This is a genomic window from Nocardiopsis sp. JB363 (assembly GCF_900143625.1).
GTDB lineage: Bacteria > Actinomycetota > Actinomycetes > Streptosporangiales > Streptosporangiaceae > Nocardiopsis.
The window spans coordinates 85752-102276 of the sequence record NZ_FRFF01000135.1 but is presented as its reverse complement, the minus strand read 5'-3'; the positions used below and the strand labels follow the sequence as shown (position 1 = coordinate 102276).

Annotated in this window: 15 protein-coding genes and 2 tRNA genes; 9 read left to right on the top strand and 8 right to left on the bottom strand. The window is 68.3% G+C overall.

Going from position 1 to position 16525, the window contains the following annotated elements; genetic code table 11:
• Positions 1 to 496 precede the first annotated feature (496 nt).
• Entirely contained in the window at positions 497 to 1084 is a 588-nt protein-coding gene (locus BQ8420_RS21365; protein WP_087100929.1) for a TetR family transcriptional regulator, read from the bottom strand.
• Between the two features lie 139 nt (positions 1085 to 1223).
• Here BQ8420_RS21365 and hisN point away from each other — a divergent pair, with 139 nt between their 5' ends.
• The 5 genes from hisN to BQ8420_RS21340 all read left to right on the top strand — a co-directional run bounded on the left by hisN (position 1224) and on the right by BQ8420_RS21340 (position 5790).
• Positions 1224 to 2030, top strand: a complete 807-nt coding sequence (gene hisN, locus BQ8420_RS21360) for a histidinol-phosphatase (RefSeq protein ID WP_087100928.1) — start codon at positions 1224 to 1226, stop codon at positions 2028 to 2030.
• Positions 2031 to 2079: 49 nt separating this feature from the next.
• Positions 2080 to 2601 carry a hypothetical protein gene (locus tag BQ8420_RS21355; RefSeq protein WP_235006402.1) on the top strand — a complete coding sequence of 174 codons (522 nt, stop codon included), beginning with the start codon at positions 2080 to 2082 and terminating at the stop codon, positions 2599 to 2601.
• A 166-nt stretch (positions 2602 to 2767) separates the two neighbouring features.
• Entirely contained in the window at positions 2768 to 4021 is a 1254-nt protein-coding gene (locus tag BQ8420_RS21350; protein WP_087100926.1) for an ABC transporter permease, read from the top strand.
• 8 nt (positions 4022 to 4029) lie between these two features.
• Positions 4030 to 5070, top strand: a complete 1041-nt coding sequence (locus tag BQ8420_RS21345) for an HlyD family efflux transporter periplasmic adaptor subunit (protein WP_087100925.1) — start codon at positions 4030 to 4032, stop codon at positions 5068 to 5070.
• Positions 5071 to 5790, top strand: coding sequence for an ABC transporter ATP-binding protein (locus tag BQ8420_RS21340; RefSeq protein ID WP_087100924.1), 720 nt, complete (start codon positions 5071 to 5073; stop codon positions 5788 to 5790).
• A 143-nt stretch (positions 5791 to 5933) separates the two neighbouring features.
• Here BQ8420_RS21340 and BQ8420_RS21335 read toward each other — a convergent pair.
• From BQ8420_RS21335 to BQ8420_RS21325, 3 genes are all read right to left on the bottom strand, one after another.
• Positions 5934 to 6010 (bottom strand) — tRNA-Met (locus tag BQ8420_RS21335).
• Between the two features lie 217 nt (positions 6011 to 6227).
• A tRNA-Met gene (locus BQ8420_RS21330) sits at positions 6228 to 6301 on the bottom strand.
• Positions 6302 to 6460: 159 nt separating this feature from the next.
• Complete coding sequence (locus BQ8420_RS21325) at positions 6461 to 9394, bottom strand: UPF0182 family protein (RefSeq protein ID WP_087100923.1); 2934 nt, start codon at positions 9392 to 9394, stop codon at positions 6461 to 6463.
• A 297-nt stretch (positions 9395 to 9691) separates the two neighbouring features.
• Between BQ8420_RS21325 and BQ8420_RS21320 the strand changes: the two genes are divergently transcribed.
• Positions 9692 to 10201, top strand: coding sequence for a PPA1309 family protein (locus tag BQ8420_RS21320; RefSeq protein ID WP_235006401.1), 510 nt, complete (start codon positions 9692 to 9694; stop codon positions 10199 to 10201).
• 115 nt (positions 10202 to 10316) lie between these two features.
• On the opposite strand, the gene BQ8420_RS21315 is transcribed toward BQ8420_RS21320, so the two are convergent.
• The 3 genes from BQ8420_RS21315 to BQ8420_RS21305 all read right to left on the bottom strand — a co-directional run bounded on the left by BQ8420_RS21315 (position 10317) and on the right by BQ8420_RS21305 (position 13142).
• Positions 10317 to 11384 (bottom strand): PDZ domain-containing protein, encoded by a 1068-nt coding sequence (locus BQ8420_RS21315; RefSeq protein WP_087101011.1) that lies wholly within the window; start codon positions 11382 to 11384, stop codon positions 10317 to 10319.
• 139 nt (positions 11385 to 11523) lie between these two features.
• The gene (locus BQ8420_RS21310) at positions 11524 to 11961 is read right to left on the bottom strand and encodes a molybdenum cofactor biosynthesis protein MoaE (protein WP_087100922.1); all 438 of its coding nucleotides are present in this window, start codon (positions 11959 to 11961) and stop codon (positions 11524 to 11526) included.
• 113 nt (positions 11962 to 12074) lie between these two features.
• Entirely contained in the window at positions 12075 to 13142 is a 1068-nt protein-coding gene (locus BQ8420_RS21305; RefSeq protein WP_087100921.1) for an NAD-dependent epimerase/dehydratase family protein, read from the bottom strand.
• A gap of 123 nt (positions 13143 to 13265) precedes the next feature.
• On the opposite strand from BQ8420_RS21305, the gene BQ8420_RS21300 reads away from it, so the two are divergent.
• The 3 genes from BQ8420_RS21300 (at position 13266) to BQ8420_RS21290 (ending at position 15693) form a co-directional block, all read left to right on the top strand.
• Entirely contained in the window at positions 13266 to 14690 is a 1425-nt protein-coding gene (locus tag BQ8420_RS21300) for a zinc-dependent metalloprotease (RefSeq protein ID WP_087100920.1), read from the top strand.
• Entirely contained in the window at positions 14687 to 15247 is a 561-nt protein-coding gene (locus BQ8420_RS21295) for an NUDIX hydrolase (RefSeq protein WP_087100919.1), read from the top strand. The genes BQ8420_RS21300 and BQ8420_RS21295 overlap by 4 nt, the downstream gene beginning before the upstream one ends.
• 83 nt (positions 15248 to 15330) lie before the next feature.
• Positions 15331 to 15693: a hypothetical protein gene (locus BQ8420_RS21290; protein WP_087100918.1), complete on the top strand. Its 363-nt coding sequence runs from the start codon at positions 15331 to 15333 to the stop codon at positions 15691 to 15693.
• 14 nt (positions 15694 to 15707) lie between these two features.
• Here the strand turns inward: BQ8420_RS21290 and BQ8420_RS21285 are convergent, their stop codons facing one another.
• A complete protein-coding gene (locus BQ8420_RS21285; protein ID WP_087100917.1) occupies positions 15708 to 16274 on the bottom strand; it encodes a M48 family metallopeptidase in 567 nt (188 codons plus the stop codon).
• Between the last annotated feature and the right edge of the window lie 251 nt (positions 16275 to 16525).

Sequence of the window (16525 nt, the reverse complement as noted above, 5' to 3'; positions counted from 1 at the left end):
GCGCTAGGCGGTTTTTGGATCACGCCGGGCTCACGAGGATCGGCTCAAGCGCCGAACCGACCGTAGGCGTCCAAAGAACACTCCCTGACGGAACGTCGACGGAGGTGGGGCGCGGCCGGCCACCGGGCGCGTCCTACAGATCGACGGTGCCGCCGCAACGCCGTTGACGTCCTCCGCGCCGTGAACGACGTGGATTCCCACAGCCTCGCGGCTGTAGGCGCGTTGCGCCTCGCGGCGCCCGCCGGTTCCTGCTTCGGCGACCCGTGCCGCCCGATCGAGTCGGTCGGTCTTACCCGGTCTCCACAGGCTTGTGGACCCAAGGGTCCCGTTCCCGCCCGTCCGGCGGTACCTGACACCGTCACCACAACAAGCGCCGATCCGCCCCGGGGGCGAATCGGATTTTTCCATCCCGCTACGCGGGGCGGTCGACTTCACCCCCGCCGTGAATGGCGCAGCACCTCACGGCGGCGGTCCTCGGGTCCCGGTCCGCCGCGCATCAGCGAGCCACCGGAAGCATTCCGTGCACCACCATCTCGACGCGTCGGGCGGCACGTTCCGGGTCGATGGGTTGCAGCGAGTAGGAGACGATCAGCCTCAGCGTGACGTCGGCCACCGCCTCGGTCACCGACGGTTCGGTGGTCGGGCAGCGTTCCCGCAGGGTTCGGGAGATCCGATCACCGAGGACGTCCAAGAGCGGCTCGGATCGGGTGGTCACCACGGGGAGCAGTTCGTCGTCACCGGTGACCACGGCCCGCAGCAGCGGGTTGTCCCTGGCCGCCGACAGGACCATGCGGGTGGTGCGGTTGACGGCGTACGCGGGGTCGTGTCCGTCGGATTCCAGCACTCGGACGACGTTGTCCAGGAGGGTGTTCACCTCGCGCACCACCACCGTTTGGAGCAGCCCCTCCTTGCTCCCGAACACGTTGTAGAGCGTCTGTCTGGACACTCCCGCGGCCGTGGCGACGTCGACCATCCGGCGCTCGCCCCAGTGGCCCGCGAGTACCTCGGCGTAGGCCGCGTCCAACAGCCGTTCACGCGCTCCGGCGCTCTCCCCACCGCGTTTGTCCCCACTCACGGTTCCCATGGTTCCATTCTCCCATCCGCCCACGCTCCGCCTTCCCGTTTCAGCCGCCCTCTCCCGCCTCCGACATCCCCTAACACTCTGATCACGTGCGGGTGCCGCTTTGGCCATGTTCGTACCCGGGACGGTAGCGTTACCGGCCATGGTGTCCTTTGACGATGATCTGCGGCTGGCCCACGTGCTCGCCGACGCTGCCGACGACATCGCGATGAAGCATTTCCGCGCGCTGGATCTGGTCGTCGAGACCAAACCGGACCTTACTCCGGTCACCGAGGCCGACCGCACCGTCGAAGAGACCCTGCGTAGTGTGCTCTCTCGTGCCCGCCCCCGGGACGCGGTGGTCGGCGAGGAGTACGGCAAGAGCGGCAACAGCAACCGGGTGTGGGTCATCGACCCCATCGACGGCACCAAGAACTATGTTCGAGGCGTCCCGGTGTGGGCGACCCTCATCGCCCTGTTGGAGGGCGACCGTCCGGTGGTCGGCCTGGTGTCCGCGCCGGCCCTGCACCGACGCTGGTGGGCCTCCAAGGGTGGCGGTTCCTGGTCCGGCCGCAGCCTGTCCAAGGCCACTCGCTCTCAGGTCTCCAAGGTCACCGAACTGTCGGACGCCTCGTTGAGCTACTCGTCACTGACCGGCTGGGAGCAGCAGGGCAGGCTGGAATCGTTCCTCGGCCTGAGCCGTTCGGTCTGGCGGACCCGCGCCTACGGCGACTTCTGGTCGCACGTGATGGTCGCGGAGGGCACCGTGGACATCTCCACCGAACCCGAGCTGTCGCTGTGGGACGCCGCTCCGCTGCCGATCATCCTGGAGGAGGCCGGCGGGCGGGCCACCGACCTGCGCGGGGAGGGCTTCGTCGACGGTGGTCCCCTGGTGTGCAGCAACGGCGCGCTCCACGACCAGGCCCTGACCTGGCTCAACGGCGGCCCCACCCCGCTACGACGCCCCTGAACGAACTATCCGTGTCTTCCTGATCACGTTACGTAGTAACGTGCGTTGTGTGCTGACCACGACAACCCACCCACGGCGCGTGCTCGTGCTCTGCGGAGCGGTCCTCCTCCTGGCCACCGCGTGCGCCGACGGCCACGGTCACAGCCCCCGGCAGCTCAGCGAGATGATCACCGAGACCGTACGCGACTCCGCCGACACCGGCATGCCGGGACTCGGTGCGTCCGGCTCCCTCTACGATCCGAACGACTTCGCGTGCGCCCCGGCGGTCGACCCCCTGGTCCCCGGGAGCTGGCGCAGTCAGGCGCCCCGATCCGCCCTCGAAGCTGGAGAGTCGGCCGAACTCGGTCTGTCCGACGACGCCGGTGGTCCCGCCCGAGCCGTCATCGCCACCGTGACCACCCCCGACGGTGAGGCCACCTCCGCCGAGACCGACCTCGGCGAGGACGAATGGTCCTCCCTGGTCTTCCCCGACGACTTCGGCGCCGACCCCACCACGAGCGGGGTGCACACCGTGCTGTGGACCGACGGCGCCGGGGACCCCATCACCTGCGACGGTTTCGAGGTCGACTGAGGAGGCCACGCGCGGTGGCCAGATCCGGCCGGCCGAAAAACCCTCCCGGTGTGAACCGAGAACCCCCGTTCCTGCGATGAACCTGTTGTCAGCCCGCCCTCGCGGGCCACCCCGGCGCCGCCGATGCCGCCGCGCCGGGTCCTACGGACACACGGGAAGGGGTCCCTTGCTGCGTTCCCTCACCGCCGGGATCGTGTTGGCCTTCGCCGGTTCCCGGGCCAACGTCACCCGGACCATCCTTTCCTGCGCGGGGATCGTCGTCGGCGTCGGCGCGTTGATCATGGTCGTCACCGCCGGTGACCTCGGTCAGCGTTACGCCACCGCCTTCAGCGAGGCCAACGCCGGACGCGCCGCCACCATCGAAGCCATGGTCTACAACCCGATCAACGACCTGGCCGCCTACGAGGAGGACCTGGTCCGTGCCGGCGCCCAGGACGTCTCGCTGTACCAATCCCCCCAGAACGACACCCTCTTCCGCTCGGGCGACGAGGCCATCGAATCCGTGAGCGTCACCGGAGTGGACGCCACCCTCTCCGACATCCGGCGGATCAACCTCGCCGAGGGCCGTTGGTTCACCGAGGCCGACCAGGAGTCGCGCGCCCCGGTCCTGGTGGTCAACCAGTCCCTCGCCGACTTCCTCGGCGACCAGACCGAACTCCAGATGGGCACCGACCGCTGGATCGACGTGCGGGTGGTCGGCGTCTCCGAGAGCTCCGCGCTGGACGGCGACTGGTACTCCGCCTACCTGCTGCGCTCCCCCGTTTCCGAGGAGATCATCTTCGGCCCCTCATGGGACTCCGAGATCGGTGGGTTCCAGGGGGGAGGCGAGGACATGGGGGTCACGCACCTGGCCCGGGTGGATCCCTCCGACAGTGCCGCCGACCAGATGGACGGCGGCACGGAGTTCACCGAACGCATGGAGTCGGCGCGGTGGAGGTGGAGCACCGACGACCAGTTCGAGTACTTCGCCTACCGCAGCGACTTCTCCGAAGAGACGGACATCGTCATCACCGTCATGTCGGCGGGGCTCCTCGTCATCGCCGGCATCACCCTCACCACGGGGCTGCTCGGCGTGCTCAACGTCGGCCTGGTCACCGTCCGAGAACGTCGCCGTGAACTGGCCACCTACCGTGCCCTGGGCGCGAGCCGGTTCACGTTGTTCGTGGCGGTGGTCATGGAGTCCGTCGTGGTCTCGGTGGTCGCCGGGATCATCGCTCTGCTGTTGTCGTTCGCCCTGGTCGCAGCGGCGGGGGCGATCATCGGCAACTTCGTCGCGCTACCACCGGATATCACCATGACCGTGCCGCCCTCGGCGGTACTGGTCGGTCTACTCAGCGCCGCCTTCGTCGGTCTCTTGGCCGGGATCATCCCCGCGATCCGGGCGCTGCGCGCGTCCGTCGTCGCCGGGCTGCGGGAATAGGAGAAACAGTGAAGAAGTGGATCATCGTCGGCGCGGTCGCGGCCCTGCTGCTGGGACTGGTCGCCTCGGGTTACCTCCTGCTCTCGCGCATGGGCTCGGCCCCCACGGACGAGGACGTCGTCGGCGCCGCCGCGGACGTGAGCCGGCAACCGGTCGAGATCGAACTGGGCACCGTCAGTTCACAACTGGTGTTGGACGCCACCGTCCAGGCCGAACCGGGTAAGCCCGTCGAGGCGCGTCAGGGCGGCACCGTCACGCATCTGTGGTTGAACGACGGAGCGAACGTGGAGGAGGGCGCCCCGGTCGTCAGCGTCTCACTGCCCGCCGAACCCGCCCCCGAGGCCGAGGAGGACGAGTCGTCCTCCGGCTCCCGCGAGGTCACCCTGTACGCACCCGTGAGCGGCACGGTGTCGGGCCTGGACGACGTCCGGGTGGACGACGTACTGGAACCCGGCGCCAAGGTCGCCACGGTCTCCACCGGGGAGTTCCACGCCGTCGCTCAGGTGCCCGCCAACGACCTGTACCGGTTCTACGACGACCCCGGAGAGATCATGCTCCAGATCGACAAGGGCCCGCCCGCCGCGGAGTGCGATTTCATCGGGCTCGGCGCCTCCGAGCAAGAGGACTCGGGCGAAGAGGGCGCCGAGGCCGGCGAGACCGGTGCCGGTGGTGGCTCGGAGCTGACCTGCCGGATCCCGTCCGACCTGACGGTCTTCGACGGGGTACAGGGCAAGCTGTCGGTGAGCACCGGGGAGGTCGAGAACGTGGTGGTCGTCCCGGTGACCGCGGTACGCGGCAACACCGAGTCGGGCGAGGTCGTCGTGGTCGACGACGCTGGCGCGGAGGAGACCCGCGAGGTGTCCCTGGGCATGTCCGACGGACAGGTGATCGAGGTCACCGAGGGGTTGAGCGTGGGTGATCAGGTCCTGGACCCGGTACCGCTGGACCCGCGGTTCGACATCCCCGAGGACCCCACGGAGGAGGAGTTCGACGACGAGCTCCCCGATGAGGGTTTCGAGGACGAGGCCCTCATCGAAGAGGAGGGCTAGATGTCGTTCGACGTTCCCCTGCCCGTGGCGGTCCCCGCACGCCCGGCCACGGTCCCGCTCCTGCGGGTCGAGGGGTTGACCCGGCACTTCGTGGTGTCGGGCACCCGCATCGACGTGCTGCGCGACTGCACCTTCGATGTGTCCCGTGGCGAGGTCGTGGCGATCATCGGCCAGTCGGGGTCGGGCAAGTCCACGCTGTTGAACGTGCTGGGACTGCTCGACACACCCAGTTCGGGTTCCTACACCTTCGATGGGGTGGACACCACCGCCCTGCGCGAAGGTCGCAGGTCACGGCTGCGCGGCGAGGGGGTCGGCTTCGTGTTCCAGCAGTTCCACCTGTTGGAGCGGCGGTCGGCCCTGGCCAACGTGGGTGTGCCGATGGTGCTGGGAGGGGTCTCGGCGCTGCGGCGTCGGGCCCGGGCCAAGGAGTTGCTGGAGTCGGTGGGGCTGGGTCATCGGCTGAGCTCCCAGCCGCACCAGCTGTCCGGCGGTGAGCAGCAACGTGTGGCCCTGGCCCGCGCGCTCAGCCGCGAACCCCCACTGATCCTCGCCGACGAGCCCACGGGCGCCCTGGACGCCGCCAGCAGCACCATGATCATGGACCAGCTCATCGAGCAGGCCCAAGGGCACGACTCCGCCGTGGTGGTCGTGACGCACGATCCCAAGGTCGCCGAACGGGCCGACCGCGTGGTGGAACTGGTGGAGGGCCGGACCCACTGAGCGGGCCGGCGTCGTTCGACGCCGGCCCCCTATCGTTCCGGTCGCCCGGCTTCTCGCGCGGGCGATCGGAACGGCGTCGATTCGCCTTCGAATAACCGACATACGAAAAAACACCGGGTGGATTTCTCCACCCGGTGTTTCCTTGGTAGCGGGGACAGGATTTGAACCTGCGACCTCTGGGTTATGAGCCCAGCGAGCTACCGAACTGCTCCACCCCGCGTCGTTGTGTCTCCTACTTTAGGGCCTTAACCCTCAGGTGGCAAATCCGTTTCGACTTCCGCCGAACCGGTGGAGACTCCACCTGACCAGGCCAACCAGCGGCCCGATTCTCATTCACCTTAGCAGAGCACTTCGGTGAATGAACCCGGTCATCCGCCCATGGGACTGAAAACCGGAGAAAGTATCGGTCCCGGAATTTCTTCCGGATCCGAACCTCGTAGCGGGGACAGGATTTGAACCTGCGACCTCTGGGTTATGAGCCCAGCGAGCTACCGAACTGCTCCACCCCGCGTCGTTGTGTTCTTAGATTAGCGCGCCCCCGGGGAGAACAGCAAATCGACCTGGGGAGACCCAGGACACCCTCCCCGAAAAGGCCGACGGGGCGGGCCCCCGAAGGTGCCCGCCCCGCCCGTCATCGCCTCGTGAGGGCCGTGTGGCCCTCGACTTCGGCCTAGTTCTCGCCCGCGGCGTCCTCGACGGCCTCAAGGGCCTCACGCAGACGCTCGTTGGCCTCTTCGCTGTTGTCCTGGGCCTCTTCCCACGCGTCGACGGCCTCGTTGAGGGCCTCGGTGAGATCGGTGTCGCCACCGGAGTCGGTGTCGGAGTCGGCCTCGGACGGGTCCTCGTCCTCGGCGCCTTCCTCGTCCGGGTCCGGCAGCGGCCCCTCGCCACCCTCGAACAGGTTGTTCAGGGCGTCCTGGAGGTTGCTGCCGATGGCGACCTCTTCACCGAAGCCGACCATGACCTGCTGGAGCAGCGGGAAGGATGCCGCTCCACCGCCACCGGCCTGCACGTAGAGGGGTTCCACGTAGAGCAGACCGCCGGCGAACGGCAGGGTCAACAGGTTGCCTCGCGTCACCTCGGCGTTGGACTGCTCCAGCGGGAGCAGGACCTCACGCACGTCGGCGTCGGAGTCGAAGGCGTTCTGCACCTGCCCGGGACCGAAGATCACGGTGCTCCGGGGGAGCTCCAGCAGCTTCAACTGGCCGTAGTCATCGGACTCGGGGTTGCTGTTCACCGACATGAACGCGGCCAGGTTCTCACGACCACGCGGCACGAACGTACTGGTCAGCGAGAAGCTGGCCTCTTCCGAACCGGGGAAGTTGATGGTCTGGCGGTAGGGCGGCTCGGAGACCTCCCCCTCCTGGGTCGGGTCGTCGGGAACCGACCAGAAGTCCTGTCCGCCGTAGTAGGACGCGGCGTCGGTGACGTGGTACTCGCGCATGATCTCGCGCTGCACCTTGAACAGGTCGTCCGGGTAGCGCAGGTGCTGGACGAGCTCGTCGCTCATCTCGTCCCGGTCGACGATCGTGCCCGGGAAGGCGCCCTCCCAGGTCTGGAGGACGGGGTCCTCCTCGTCCCAGCCGTACAGGGTGACGGAACCGTCGTAGGCGTCGACGGTGGCCTTCACCGAGTTGCGGATGTAGTTGACCTCGTTGCCGGGGAGCGCACCGACCTGCTGCGCCGAACCGTCGGTGAAGGTGTCGGTCACCGCCTGGGTGAAGTCGATCCGGTTGGCGTAGGGGTAACCGTCGGAGGTGGTGTACCCGTCGACGATCCATTGGACCTTGCCGTCGACGACCGCCGGGTAGGGGCGGCTGTCCACGGTCAGGAACGGCGCGACCTTCTCGACGCGGTCCAGCGGGTCACGCTCGAAGAGGATCCGAGAGTCGCTGGTGATCGCGCTGTTGAGCAGGATGCTCGTTTCCTGGTACTTGATCGCGAACAGGATGCGGTCGAAGAAGTTGTTCAGCGGCACGCCACCGTCACCGTCGTAGCGGTTGTACTGCTGCGAACCGCCCTCCGGCTCTTCCTCGGTGCCTTCCTCGGCACCTTCGGTCTCCTCGGCCGGGGCCTCCTCGCCGCCCTCGTTCTCGGCGGGCGCCCGTGCCTCGTCGGCGCTCGGGCTGGACTCCACGGCGTCTTCCAGGGTGGGGACCTCCGGCTCGTCGTTCTCGGCGTCGAGGGGGAAGTCGTACTCCTCCTCGGCCTGGACGATGACGTATTCGGCGCCCTCGCGGCCGTAGTAGATCCGCGGCTCGTACTCGCCCGTGACCTCGCTCAACTCACCGCGCGGCGGGATGTTGTACTCGGTGAAGACCGGGCGGCCCTCGTCGTCGATCAGGTTGCCGGCGGCGGCGACCATACCGAAACCGTGCGTGTAGATCAGGTGACGGTTCAGCCAGTTGTCCTGGTCCGGCGGCGGCCCGTCCAGCTCACGAACGGCGACGATCGTGTCGATCAGGTTGCCTTCGGAGTCCGGGTAGCGGTCGACCTCCAGCACGTCCGGGAACTGGTAGAAGCCACGGACCTGCTGCATCTGCTGGAAGGTCTGCGAGACCACGGCCGGGTCGGCAAGACGAACGCTGGGGATGGTGTCGGCTTCGGCCGCCAACTCCTGCGGGGTGAGCTCCGTGGTGGCGTCGTAGTCGGTCACCTCGGTGTCGGCGACCCCGTACGCCTCACGCGTGCTCTCGATGTTGCGTTCGATGTAGGGGCTTTCCAGGCGCTGCTCGTTGGGGTCGACCTGGAAGCGCTGGACGATCTCCGGGTAGGCCGCGCCGACGACCACCGCCGAGAGGACCAGCAGGCCGAGGGAGGCCACCGGGATCATCGTGTTCTTGAAGGCGATGTTGGCGAAGAACAGGACCGCACAGATCACCGAGATGACGGTGAGGATGGTGAGGGCGGTCTTGACCGCGTTGACGTCGGTGTAGGAGGCACCGAACGTGTACCCGCGGTCGGAGAAGACCAGTCCGTAGCGATCCAGCCAGTAGGAACCGGCGCGCAACAACACGAAGATTCCGAGCAGCACCGACAGGTGCACCCGGGCCGCGGGGGTGGCGCGCTGGCCGGAGTCGTTCTGCAGGCGGACGCCGCCGTACAGGTAGTGCACGATCACCGCGGCGATGAACGCCAGGATGACCGCCGCGTACATGTAACCCAGCAGGATCCGCAGGAACGGGTACGTGAACGCGAAGAACGCGATGTCGATGCCGAACTCGGGGTCGGCGACACCGAAGTCCACACCGTTCACGAACTGCAGGTAGGAACGCCAGTCACCGCTCGCGGCGGCGCCGGAGAGCAGCGCCAAGGCGCCGATGGCGATCCAGAAGAAGAGCTTGCGGTGCGGGTCGATGGACTGCCGGTAGCGGTCCAGTCCCTGCTGTTCCAGGCTCATCGGCCGGATGCCCGGCCTGGCCCGGTAGGCGAAGAAGATGCTCGCGCCGACGATGACGGCCATCACGAGTGCCGCCACCGCGAACAGGAGGACCCTCGTCCACAGTTCGGTCAGGAAGACATTGGTGTAGCCGACGGAGTCGAACCACTTGAAGTCGGTCCAAAAGTTCGCGGCGAGCATCAGCCCCGCGATGATAACGACCACGGTCGCCGCGACTGGCGCGAGCAACCTTGATCGGCGAGGCATACGCGCAGGTGGTGCGCCGGGCGATCGGAAGCTCACGCCTCCCCCTCGTTCTGGCTTGGTAGGTGCGGTCGGTGCGCGTGTGGCGCCCTCATGGGTAAAAACTTATTTGGTGCCCGCCGGGTTCCCGAAATCGCCCCTGAACGAGTGACAAGCCTGCATCGTTGGTGTATCGGAGTCGCAAACGGACGGCACCACTGCGACCCTACTGGCCGCGAACGGGCTCGGCGAGGCTCCCACATCGGCCACCATGGAAACGTGTCGAACATTCGCGAAGCCGTCATGGACCTGGAACGCCACGCAGCCGAACAGGGTTGGGATCGTCCTTTGGGGCTGTACGCCCTGGTCCCGACCAGTGAGCTGCTGGCAGCGGAACCCGCTCTGGCGAGTCTGTTGGGGATCGACTCCCCCACCGACCCGAACGAGCTGACCCCGGTCGAGCAGGAGGAGCTGCCTCCTGACGTCCCGTTGGAGGAGGCTTTGGGCCGCATTCTGTGGCCGGAGGGTGTGGCCGGATGCGCCTTGGTCATGGAGCGCTTGGTGGTGAAGGGGTCGGACGAGACCCTGGCCGCCGACGAGGACCCCGACACCTCCGGCAAGGAGACCGAAGAGATCCGCATGGTGGCGGGGGTGCTGCGCGACGGATCCCGGCACTGCGCCATGCGGATGCGCGGCCATGACAGCGAGGAAGAGGTGCTCAACGGCCCCGACCTGATCCCGGCGCTGACCTCCGCTCTGGCCCTCACCCTGGACCTCGACGAGGAATAGGACCTTCGGGCCTCCCCCGGTGCCCGAACCGACAGACCCCCGTGGACAGGCCGACAGACAAGCAAGGCCCCCGACACCGTCCGGTGTCGGGGGCCTCTCAACGTGCGACCGAGCCCTATTCGCAGCGGGGGAGGTCGTCGCCCCCCTCGCGGATGGTCTCCAGTGCGTCCATCGCGTCGGTGAGCGTCTCGACCCGCACCACGTCCAGTTCGCCGTAGGCGGCGGACTGGGCGACCTGGGAGCAACTGTCGGCGGCCACGAAGAAGTACTCGGCGCCGTCGCGCTGGGCGCTGACCATCTTCTGCGGGATACCGCTGATCCCGCCGACCTGGCCGTCGGAGGAGATGGTGCCGGAACCGGCCACCTGGGCGCCGCCGGTGATGCTCTCCTCACTGAGGCGGTCGATGATCCCGAGCGAGAACATCATGCCCGCGCTGGGTCCGCCGATCTCGCCGACGCTGATGTCGATGTCGACGGGGAAGTCCATGTCGTCGGCGATGAGGATGCCGACGGCGGCGGAACCACTGTCGCCCTCGACGGTTTCGAGCTCGACCTCGACCTCCTCTCCGTCGCGCTCCAGAAGCAGTTCGACCGGTTCGCCGACGTCGCGAGCACCGACGTGTTCGACCACGTAGGCACTGCCGACGAGCTGTTCCTTGTCGTCACCGGTGGTGCCGGTGGGGACGGACTCGCCGTCCACCTCCAGGACACGGTCACCGGATTCGACGACGCCCTCGGCCGGCATGTCCTCGACGGCGTCGGCGACCAGCGGGATCGCCTCGTAGTCGATGTTGAGCTGGTTGAGGGCCGCCGCGGTCGCGTCGGTCTGGGAGTCGTTCATCTGAACGGTCTGCCGCTCGGTGACCTCCTCCTGGGAGCGCCCCGCGGGGAACAGCAGTTCCTCGGGCAGGACCGCCTGGCTGGGCGAGAGCCACGCGGTGACGAGGGTGAAGAGGTTGAGCCGGTGGTCGGGCCCTCCGGCGTACTGCACGGTCACCATGGACAGTGAACCGTCGTGCACGTAGTCGTCGCTGCCGTCGACGCCGATGATCGGCTGCCCGTCCTCCTGTTCCCCGAGCGTGTTCAGGGTGACGCCCGGCGCCGCCACCAGATAGGGCATGGGCAGCAGGAGACTGCCGTACCCGAGCCCGACAAGCAGGACGAGTGCGGCGACAAGGGTCATGACACGACGAAGCATGTTGCACACCTTAGAGCCCCTCGGATACCTCCGGTGTTCGTCCCCCCGCCTGGTCGCGGGCGCCGATGACGCGCGCCTCGGCGACCGGAATGTGGGGGGACCGGGGACCGTCAGGGGCGATGGTTCAGGGCGATCCGACCCATTCGGTCTCGCCGTCCTCGAAAGCCTGGTTCTTCCAGATGGGCACCTGTGCCTTGAGGTCGTCGATGAGTCGACGGCAGGCCGCGAAGGCCTCCTCACGGTGTTCGGCGGAGGCCGCGACGACGACGGCGAGGTCACCGATCTCCAGGTCTCCGACCCGATGGGCGGCGGCCATCCGCACGACGGGGCGGCCCGGGACGGTGGTGTCGCTCAGCACCTTCTCCATCACCTCGCGCAGGCGGGACTCGACGGTCGGGTGCGCGGAGTAGGACAGGGCGGCGACGTCACGACCGTGGTCATGATCGCGCACGGTCCCGACGAACACGGCGGTGCCGCCGGCCCGGGGGTGGGTCACCGCCGCGAGGACCTCGTCGACGGACAGGGGTGTTTCGCGAACTGCCGCGAGAGTGATCTCTTCCACAGACGAACCGTATCAATCGGTCGGGTGCGCGTAACGTTCGCACGTGCGATGACCGGTGCGGACGACTCGTGCGAAGGATGCCCGCGCGCGACTCCGACCGGTGGGACGGACGGTCAACCCTTGCCACGCTTGCGCAGGTGGCGGATGGCGGCGACGGTACCGATGGTCGCGGCGGCCGCACCCGCCGCACCGGCCGCGGTGATGGTGGCCTCCTTGCGGCCGAGGGTGCGTCCGGCGATGGCGTGCTTGCCGCTGCGGGACTCCAGCAGCACCCGCAGGGTCGACTCGTTGTCGTGTACCGGTTTCCAACCGGCCTCGCGCAACGAGGCGCAGTCCACCACGCACGGGTAGACGAGGAACTTGATCTCTCCGGCCGCGGCCGGGGTGATCCGGGCCTGGTGCAGGCGACGCACCGCGCCGAAGGCGAGGTTGGCCGCGACCTCGAAGTGCTTCATCTCGGCGATCGCCTCGACCTCCCCCTGTGTGAGGGAGCCCTCGGAGGCCACGGCGACCACACCGTCCCGTCCCGTCACATCGTGCAAGGCGCAGAAGGCCAGCGCGGAGGCGAGGTCGTCCTCGTGGCAGAACTGCCAGTGCTGTTCGTGTCCCTTGACGGTGAGCAGCCGGGGCGCGGCGAAGTGGCGGCTCAGGAGAGTGTCCAGTTCCGGACCGACCAGCGGCGCGGGGCGCACGACGGTCACCGTCAGACCCGGGTGTGCCCGGCGGGCGCGTTCGGCCAGTTCCTCGACCGCGGCGAAGTCGCCCATCAGGCCCTCGCTGTTGTCCGACACCCGGGCGGCGTCCTCGGGCAGCGGGACGGGGTTGTCGGGTGCCGCACCATAGACCATGCTGCTGGTGACGAGGACGACCCTGGGGACACCCGAGGCGGCCGCGGCGGTCAGCACGGTCTGGGCCGCCAGGACGTTGTGCTTCCGCCGGCGTGCCGGTCCGGTGTCCAGGGAACGGTCGTCGGCGGTGTGCACGAGGACGTCGATGCCCTCCAACCGGGACACCAGACCCGGGTCGCAGACGTCGGCGATTCGCCAGGTGACATCGCGCAGGTCGGCGAACTCTTGGTCGATCGCGATGATCTCGCGGGCCCGGATGGAACCTTCCGGCGTGGCCAGGCGTTGCACGAGAAGCCGGCCTACCCCGGTGGCGGCACCGGTGACCGCGACCACTGTCCCCGGTCGTCCCGGAGGGCTGTGCTCTGGGCGAACCTGGCTGCTTTCGGTATTCACTCCGGGCGACTCCCAGCTAACGTGACAGTGGAGACCAAACCTAATCCTGCCTGAGGTCTGATTGTGAGCGACCTGCCTTTCGGTTTCAGCATGCCGAACGATCCCGATGACGAGTCCGGACGCCGTTCAGGCGACTCCGGCTCGGGTGCCGGCAGCGGCCGCCCGGGCGGGGGGGACTCCGGAACACCGGACGGATTCCCGTTCGGGAATCCGCAACAGATGGCCGACATGCTCCGCCAGTTCGCGGACATGATGTCGTCCCAGCCCTCCCCCGGCTCCGCCGGAGGATCCGCCGCGACGTCCTCGACGTCCGGCATCAACTGGGACATGGTCAAGAACATCGCGCGGCACAGCGTGTCCCAGATCGGGGACCCGAGTGTGCCGCCCTCCGACTACGCACGGATCGAGGAGGCCCTGCGCCTCGCCGACCTGTGGCTCGACCAGGCTACCGACCTCCCTTCGGGGATCCAGACCGCCCAGGCCTGGAGCCGGTCGGAGTGGATCGAGAAGACGATGGACACGTGGGCGCAGTTGTGCGACCCACTGACGGCCAAGACGGTCCAGGCCATGGGGCAGAACCTGCCCGAGGAGATGGCTTCCATGGCCGGCCCGCTGCTCGGCATGATCCAGCAGATGGGCGGCATGATGGTCGGCCAGCAGGCTGGTCAGGCCATCGGTGGGCTCGCCCAAGAGGTGATCGGAACCACCGATATCGGCCTGCCGTTGGCCGGTGAGGGAAACGCCGCGCTGTTGCCCTCCGGGGTGGAGAAGTTCAGCGACGGGCTGGAGATCCCCACCGACGAGGTCCGCCTCTACCTGGCCGCCCGCGAAGCCGCGGTACACCGCCTGTACTCGCACGTGCCATGGCTGCGTTCGCACCTGTCGCGTCTGGTCGAGGAGTACGCCGCGGGGATGTCGTACGACGTCAGCGGTCTGGAGGACAAGCTCGGCGAGATCGATCTCACCAACCCCGAGGCGATCCAGGAGATCATGTCCGGTGGTGTGGGCTCCGAGGGGCTGCTCCAGCCGGAGGACACTCCACAGCAGAAGGCCGCGTTGGCCCGGTTGGAGACCACCCTCGCCCTGATCGAGGGCTGGGTGGCGACCGTGGTCGCCAAGGCCGTGGACGGCCGACTCCCGCAGGCCGGTGCGCTCGCCGAGACCACCCGGCGCCGACGCGCCACCGGTGGTCCCGCCGAGCACACGTTCGCGGCCCTGGTCGGGTTGGAGCTTCGCCCGCGCAGGCTGCGCGAGGCCGGGGCGCTCTGGAGCGCCTTGGAGGAGGCCCGAGGGGTCGAGGGGCGCGACGCCGTGTGGCAGCACCCGGACCTGATGCCGTCCGGTGACGACCTGGACGACCCGAACGGTTTCGTGAACGGTCGTTCCGACGAGGGCGTCGACTTCGATATTTCGTCACTGACCGACCCGGACGGGACCGAGAAGCCCAAGCCGGGCGACGAGGACCGAGGCGAGAAGGGCGGCGAGTGAGCCTTCATGAGGACGCCCGGGCGGTACTGACCGCCTGGGCCGCCCCCGACGCCGGGCAGGAGGAGCTGCGCGCTTCCTACCTGGCGCATCTGGAGACCCATGACGACGCCATGTGGCGTACCTGCCTGCCAGGGCACCTGACGGCCAGCTCGGCGATCATCTCCGCCGACGGTGCCCGGGTCGCGTTGGTCCTGCACCGGATCCACCGGATGTGGTTGCAGACCGGCGGTCACTGTGAGGGCGACGACACCACCCTTGTCGCGGCCGCGCTGCGGGAGGCCACGGAGGAGTCCGGCATCGCCGGGATCACCGTGCTACCCGAGCCGGTCCGGTTGGACCGGCACGCGGTGCCCTGCGGCGGCGGAAGCTTCCACCTGGACGTACAGTTCGCCGCGGTGGCCCCCGACGGCGCGGTGCTGGTGCGGGACCCGGACGAGTCCGCGGACCTGGGCTGGTTCCCGATCACCGATCCACCCGAACCGACCGACGACTCGGTGCGCGACCTGATCGCCGCCGCCGTCGCCGCCGTGACGGCACACGGCCCCGTCCATCCCTAACGCACGTTCCACGAGCACACACCCTGCCGCGCGGCGCGTCCACGGAACTCGCCCTGAGGCCGGCCCACCCCCGAGGTCGTGACATGTCCCTGTTCACCATCATCGCCCTGGCCGGCGGGCTCGTGGCCCACCTGTTCTACCGGCGGCTGCGCAAGGCGGCCCGAGAGCTGCTCTTCGACGAGCGGGCCGGCCGGGTCGACGCACGTGAGGCGGCCCGGGTCAGGTACGGGCACACGCTTCGTTCGTTCCGTGTCGCGCAGGTCGTCTGTGCGTTCCTGGCCCTGCTCCTGCTCGCGGTGACGGGCCGTGCGGCGGTCTCCGGTTCATGGATCGACACGACGACCTACGTCGTCCTCGTGTTCGGCGCGTTGCTGCTGGCCGGCACGTACCTGCTGGCGCGGTCGTACCGCGCGATGAGGACGGCCCACGCGGCGCTCGATGGCTGAGTCCGTCGGTGGCCCTACTCCTCGAAGGCGACCTCGTCGTCCTCCAGGTCGTCGTCCTCGGCGGCGTGGGCGCACCCTTCGGAACGACTGCCCGCACTGTAGCCCTCCAGGTAGCCGCGAGCGCGGTCGGCCTTGGGGTACCGGCGCACCAGCTCCCAGAAGTCCCGGCCATGGTGCGGAATGTGCAGGTGGGCGAGTTCGTGCACGAGCACGTAGTCGACCACCCATGAGGGCATACCGATCACGCGGCGGGAGATACGGATGGTGCGGGTGTCCGGGGTGCACGAACCCCAACGGGTGTTCTGGTTGTCGACCCAGCGGACGGTGTCCGGGAGACGGGTGCCGCCGAGGTAGCGTTCGGCGAGTTCGACCGCGCGTTCGTGGAGTTCGCGGTCGCCGCGGCGGCGGCGCCCCTCCTTCTCCTCTAGTTTCCGCAGCATCTGATCCACCCAGCGCTTTTCCTCTGCGCGGGAGAACGTCGCGGGCACGAGGACGACCGTGGTGTCCCCGTCCCGATAGGCCGACACGGTACGTCGGCGACGAAGACTGCGTCGTACCTCGACTTTGGTGTTCGAGGGCACGAAGTTTACGGTAGCCCAGAGGAGCGTTTCCGAACAGGTGTGCCGTGGTCCGATATGTCAGTGAGTCGACCCGATGTCCAGGTCACCGGCCCGGACCGGGAAGCACCACGGTGGAGCACGTTTCGCTGTGACCAGGCCCCTTCCAGGCCGGTGAGACAGGACACACCGAGCCTCCGAGAGTCTCACCCATCGGCATTTTGGTTATCGAAACGAGACCGGGCGGACCCCCTCGTTCAGGGGTCCGCCCGGTC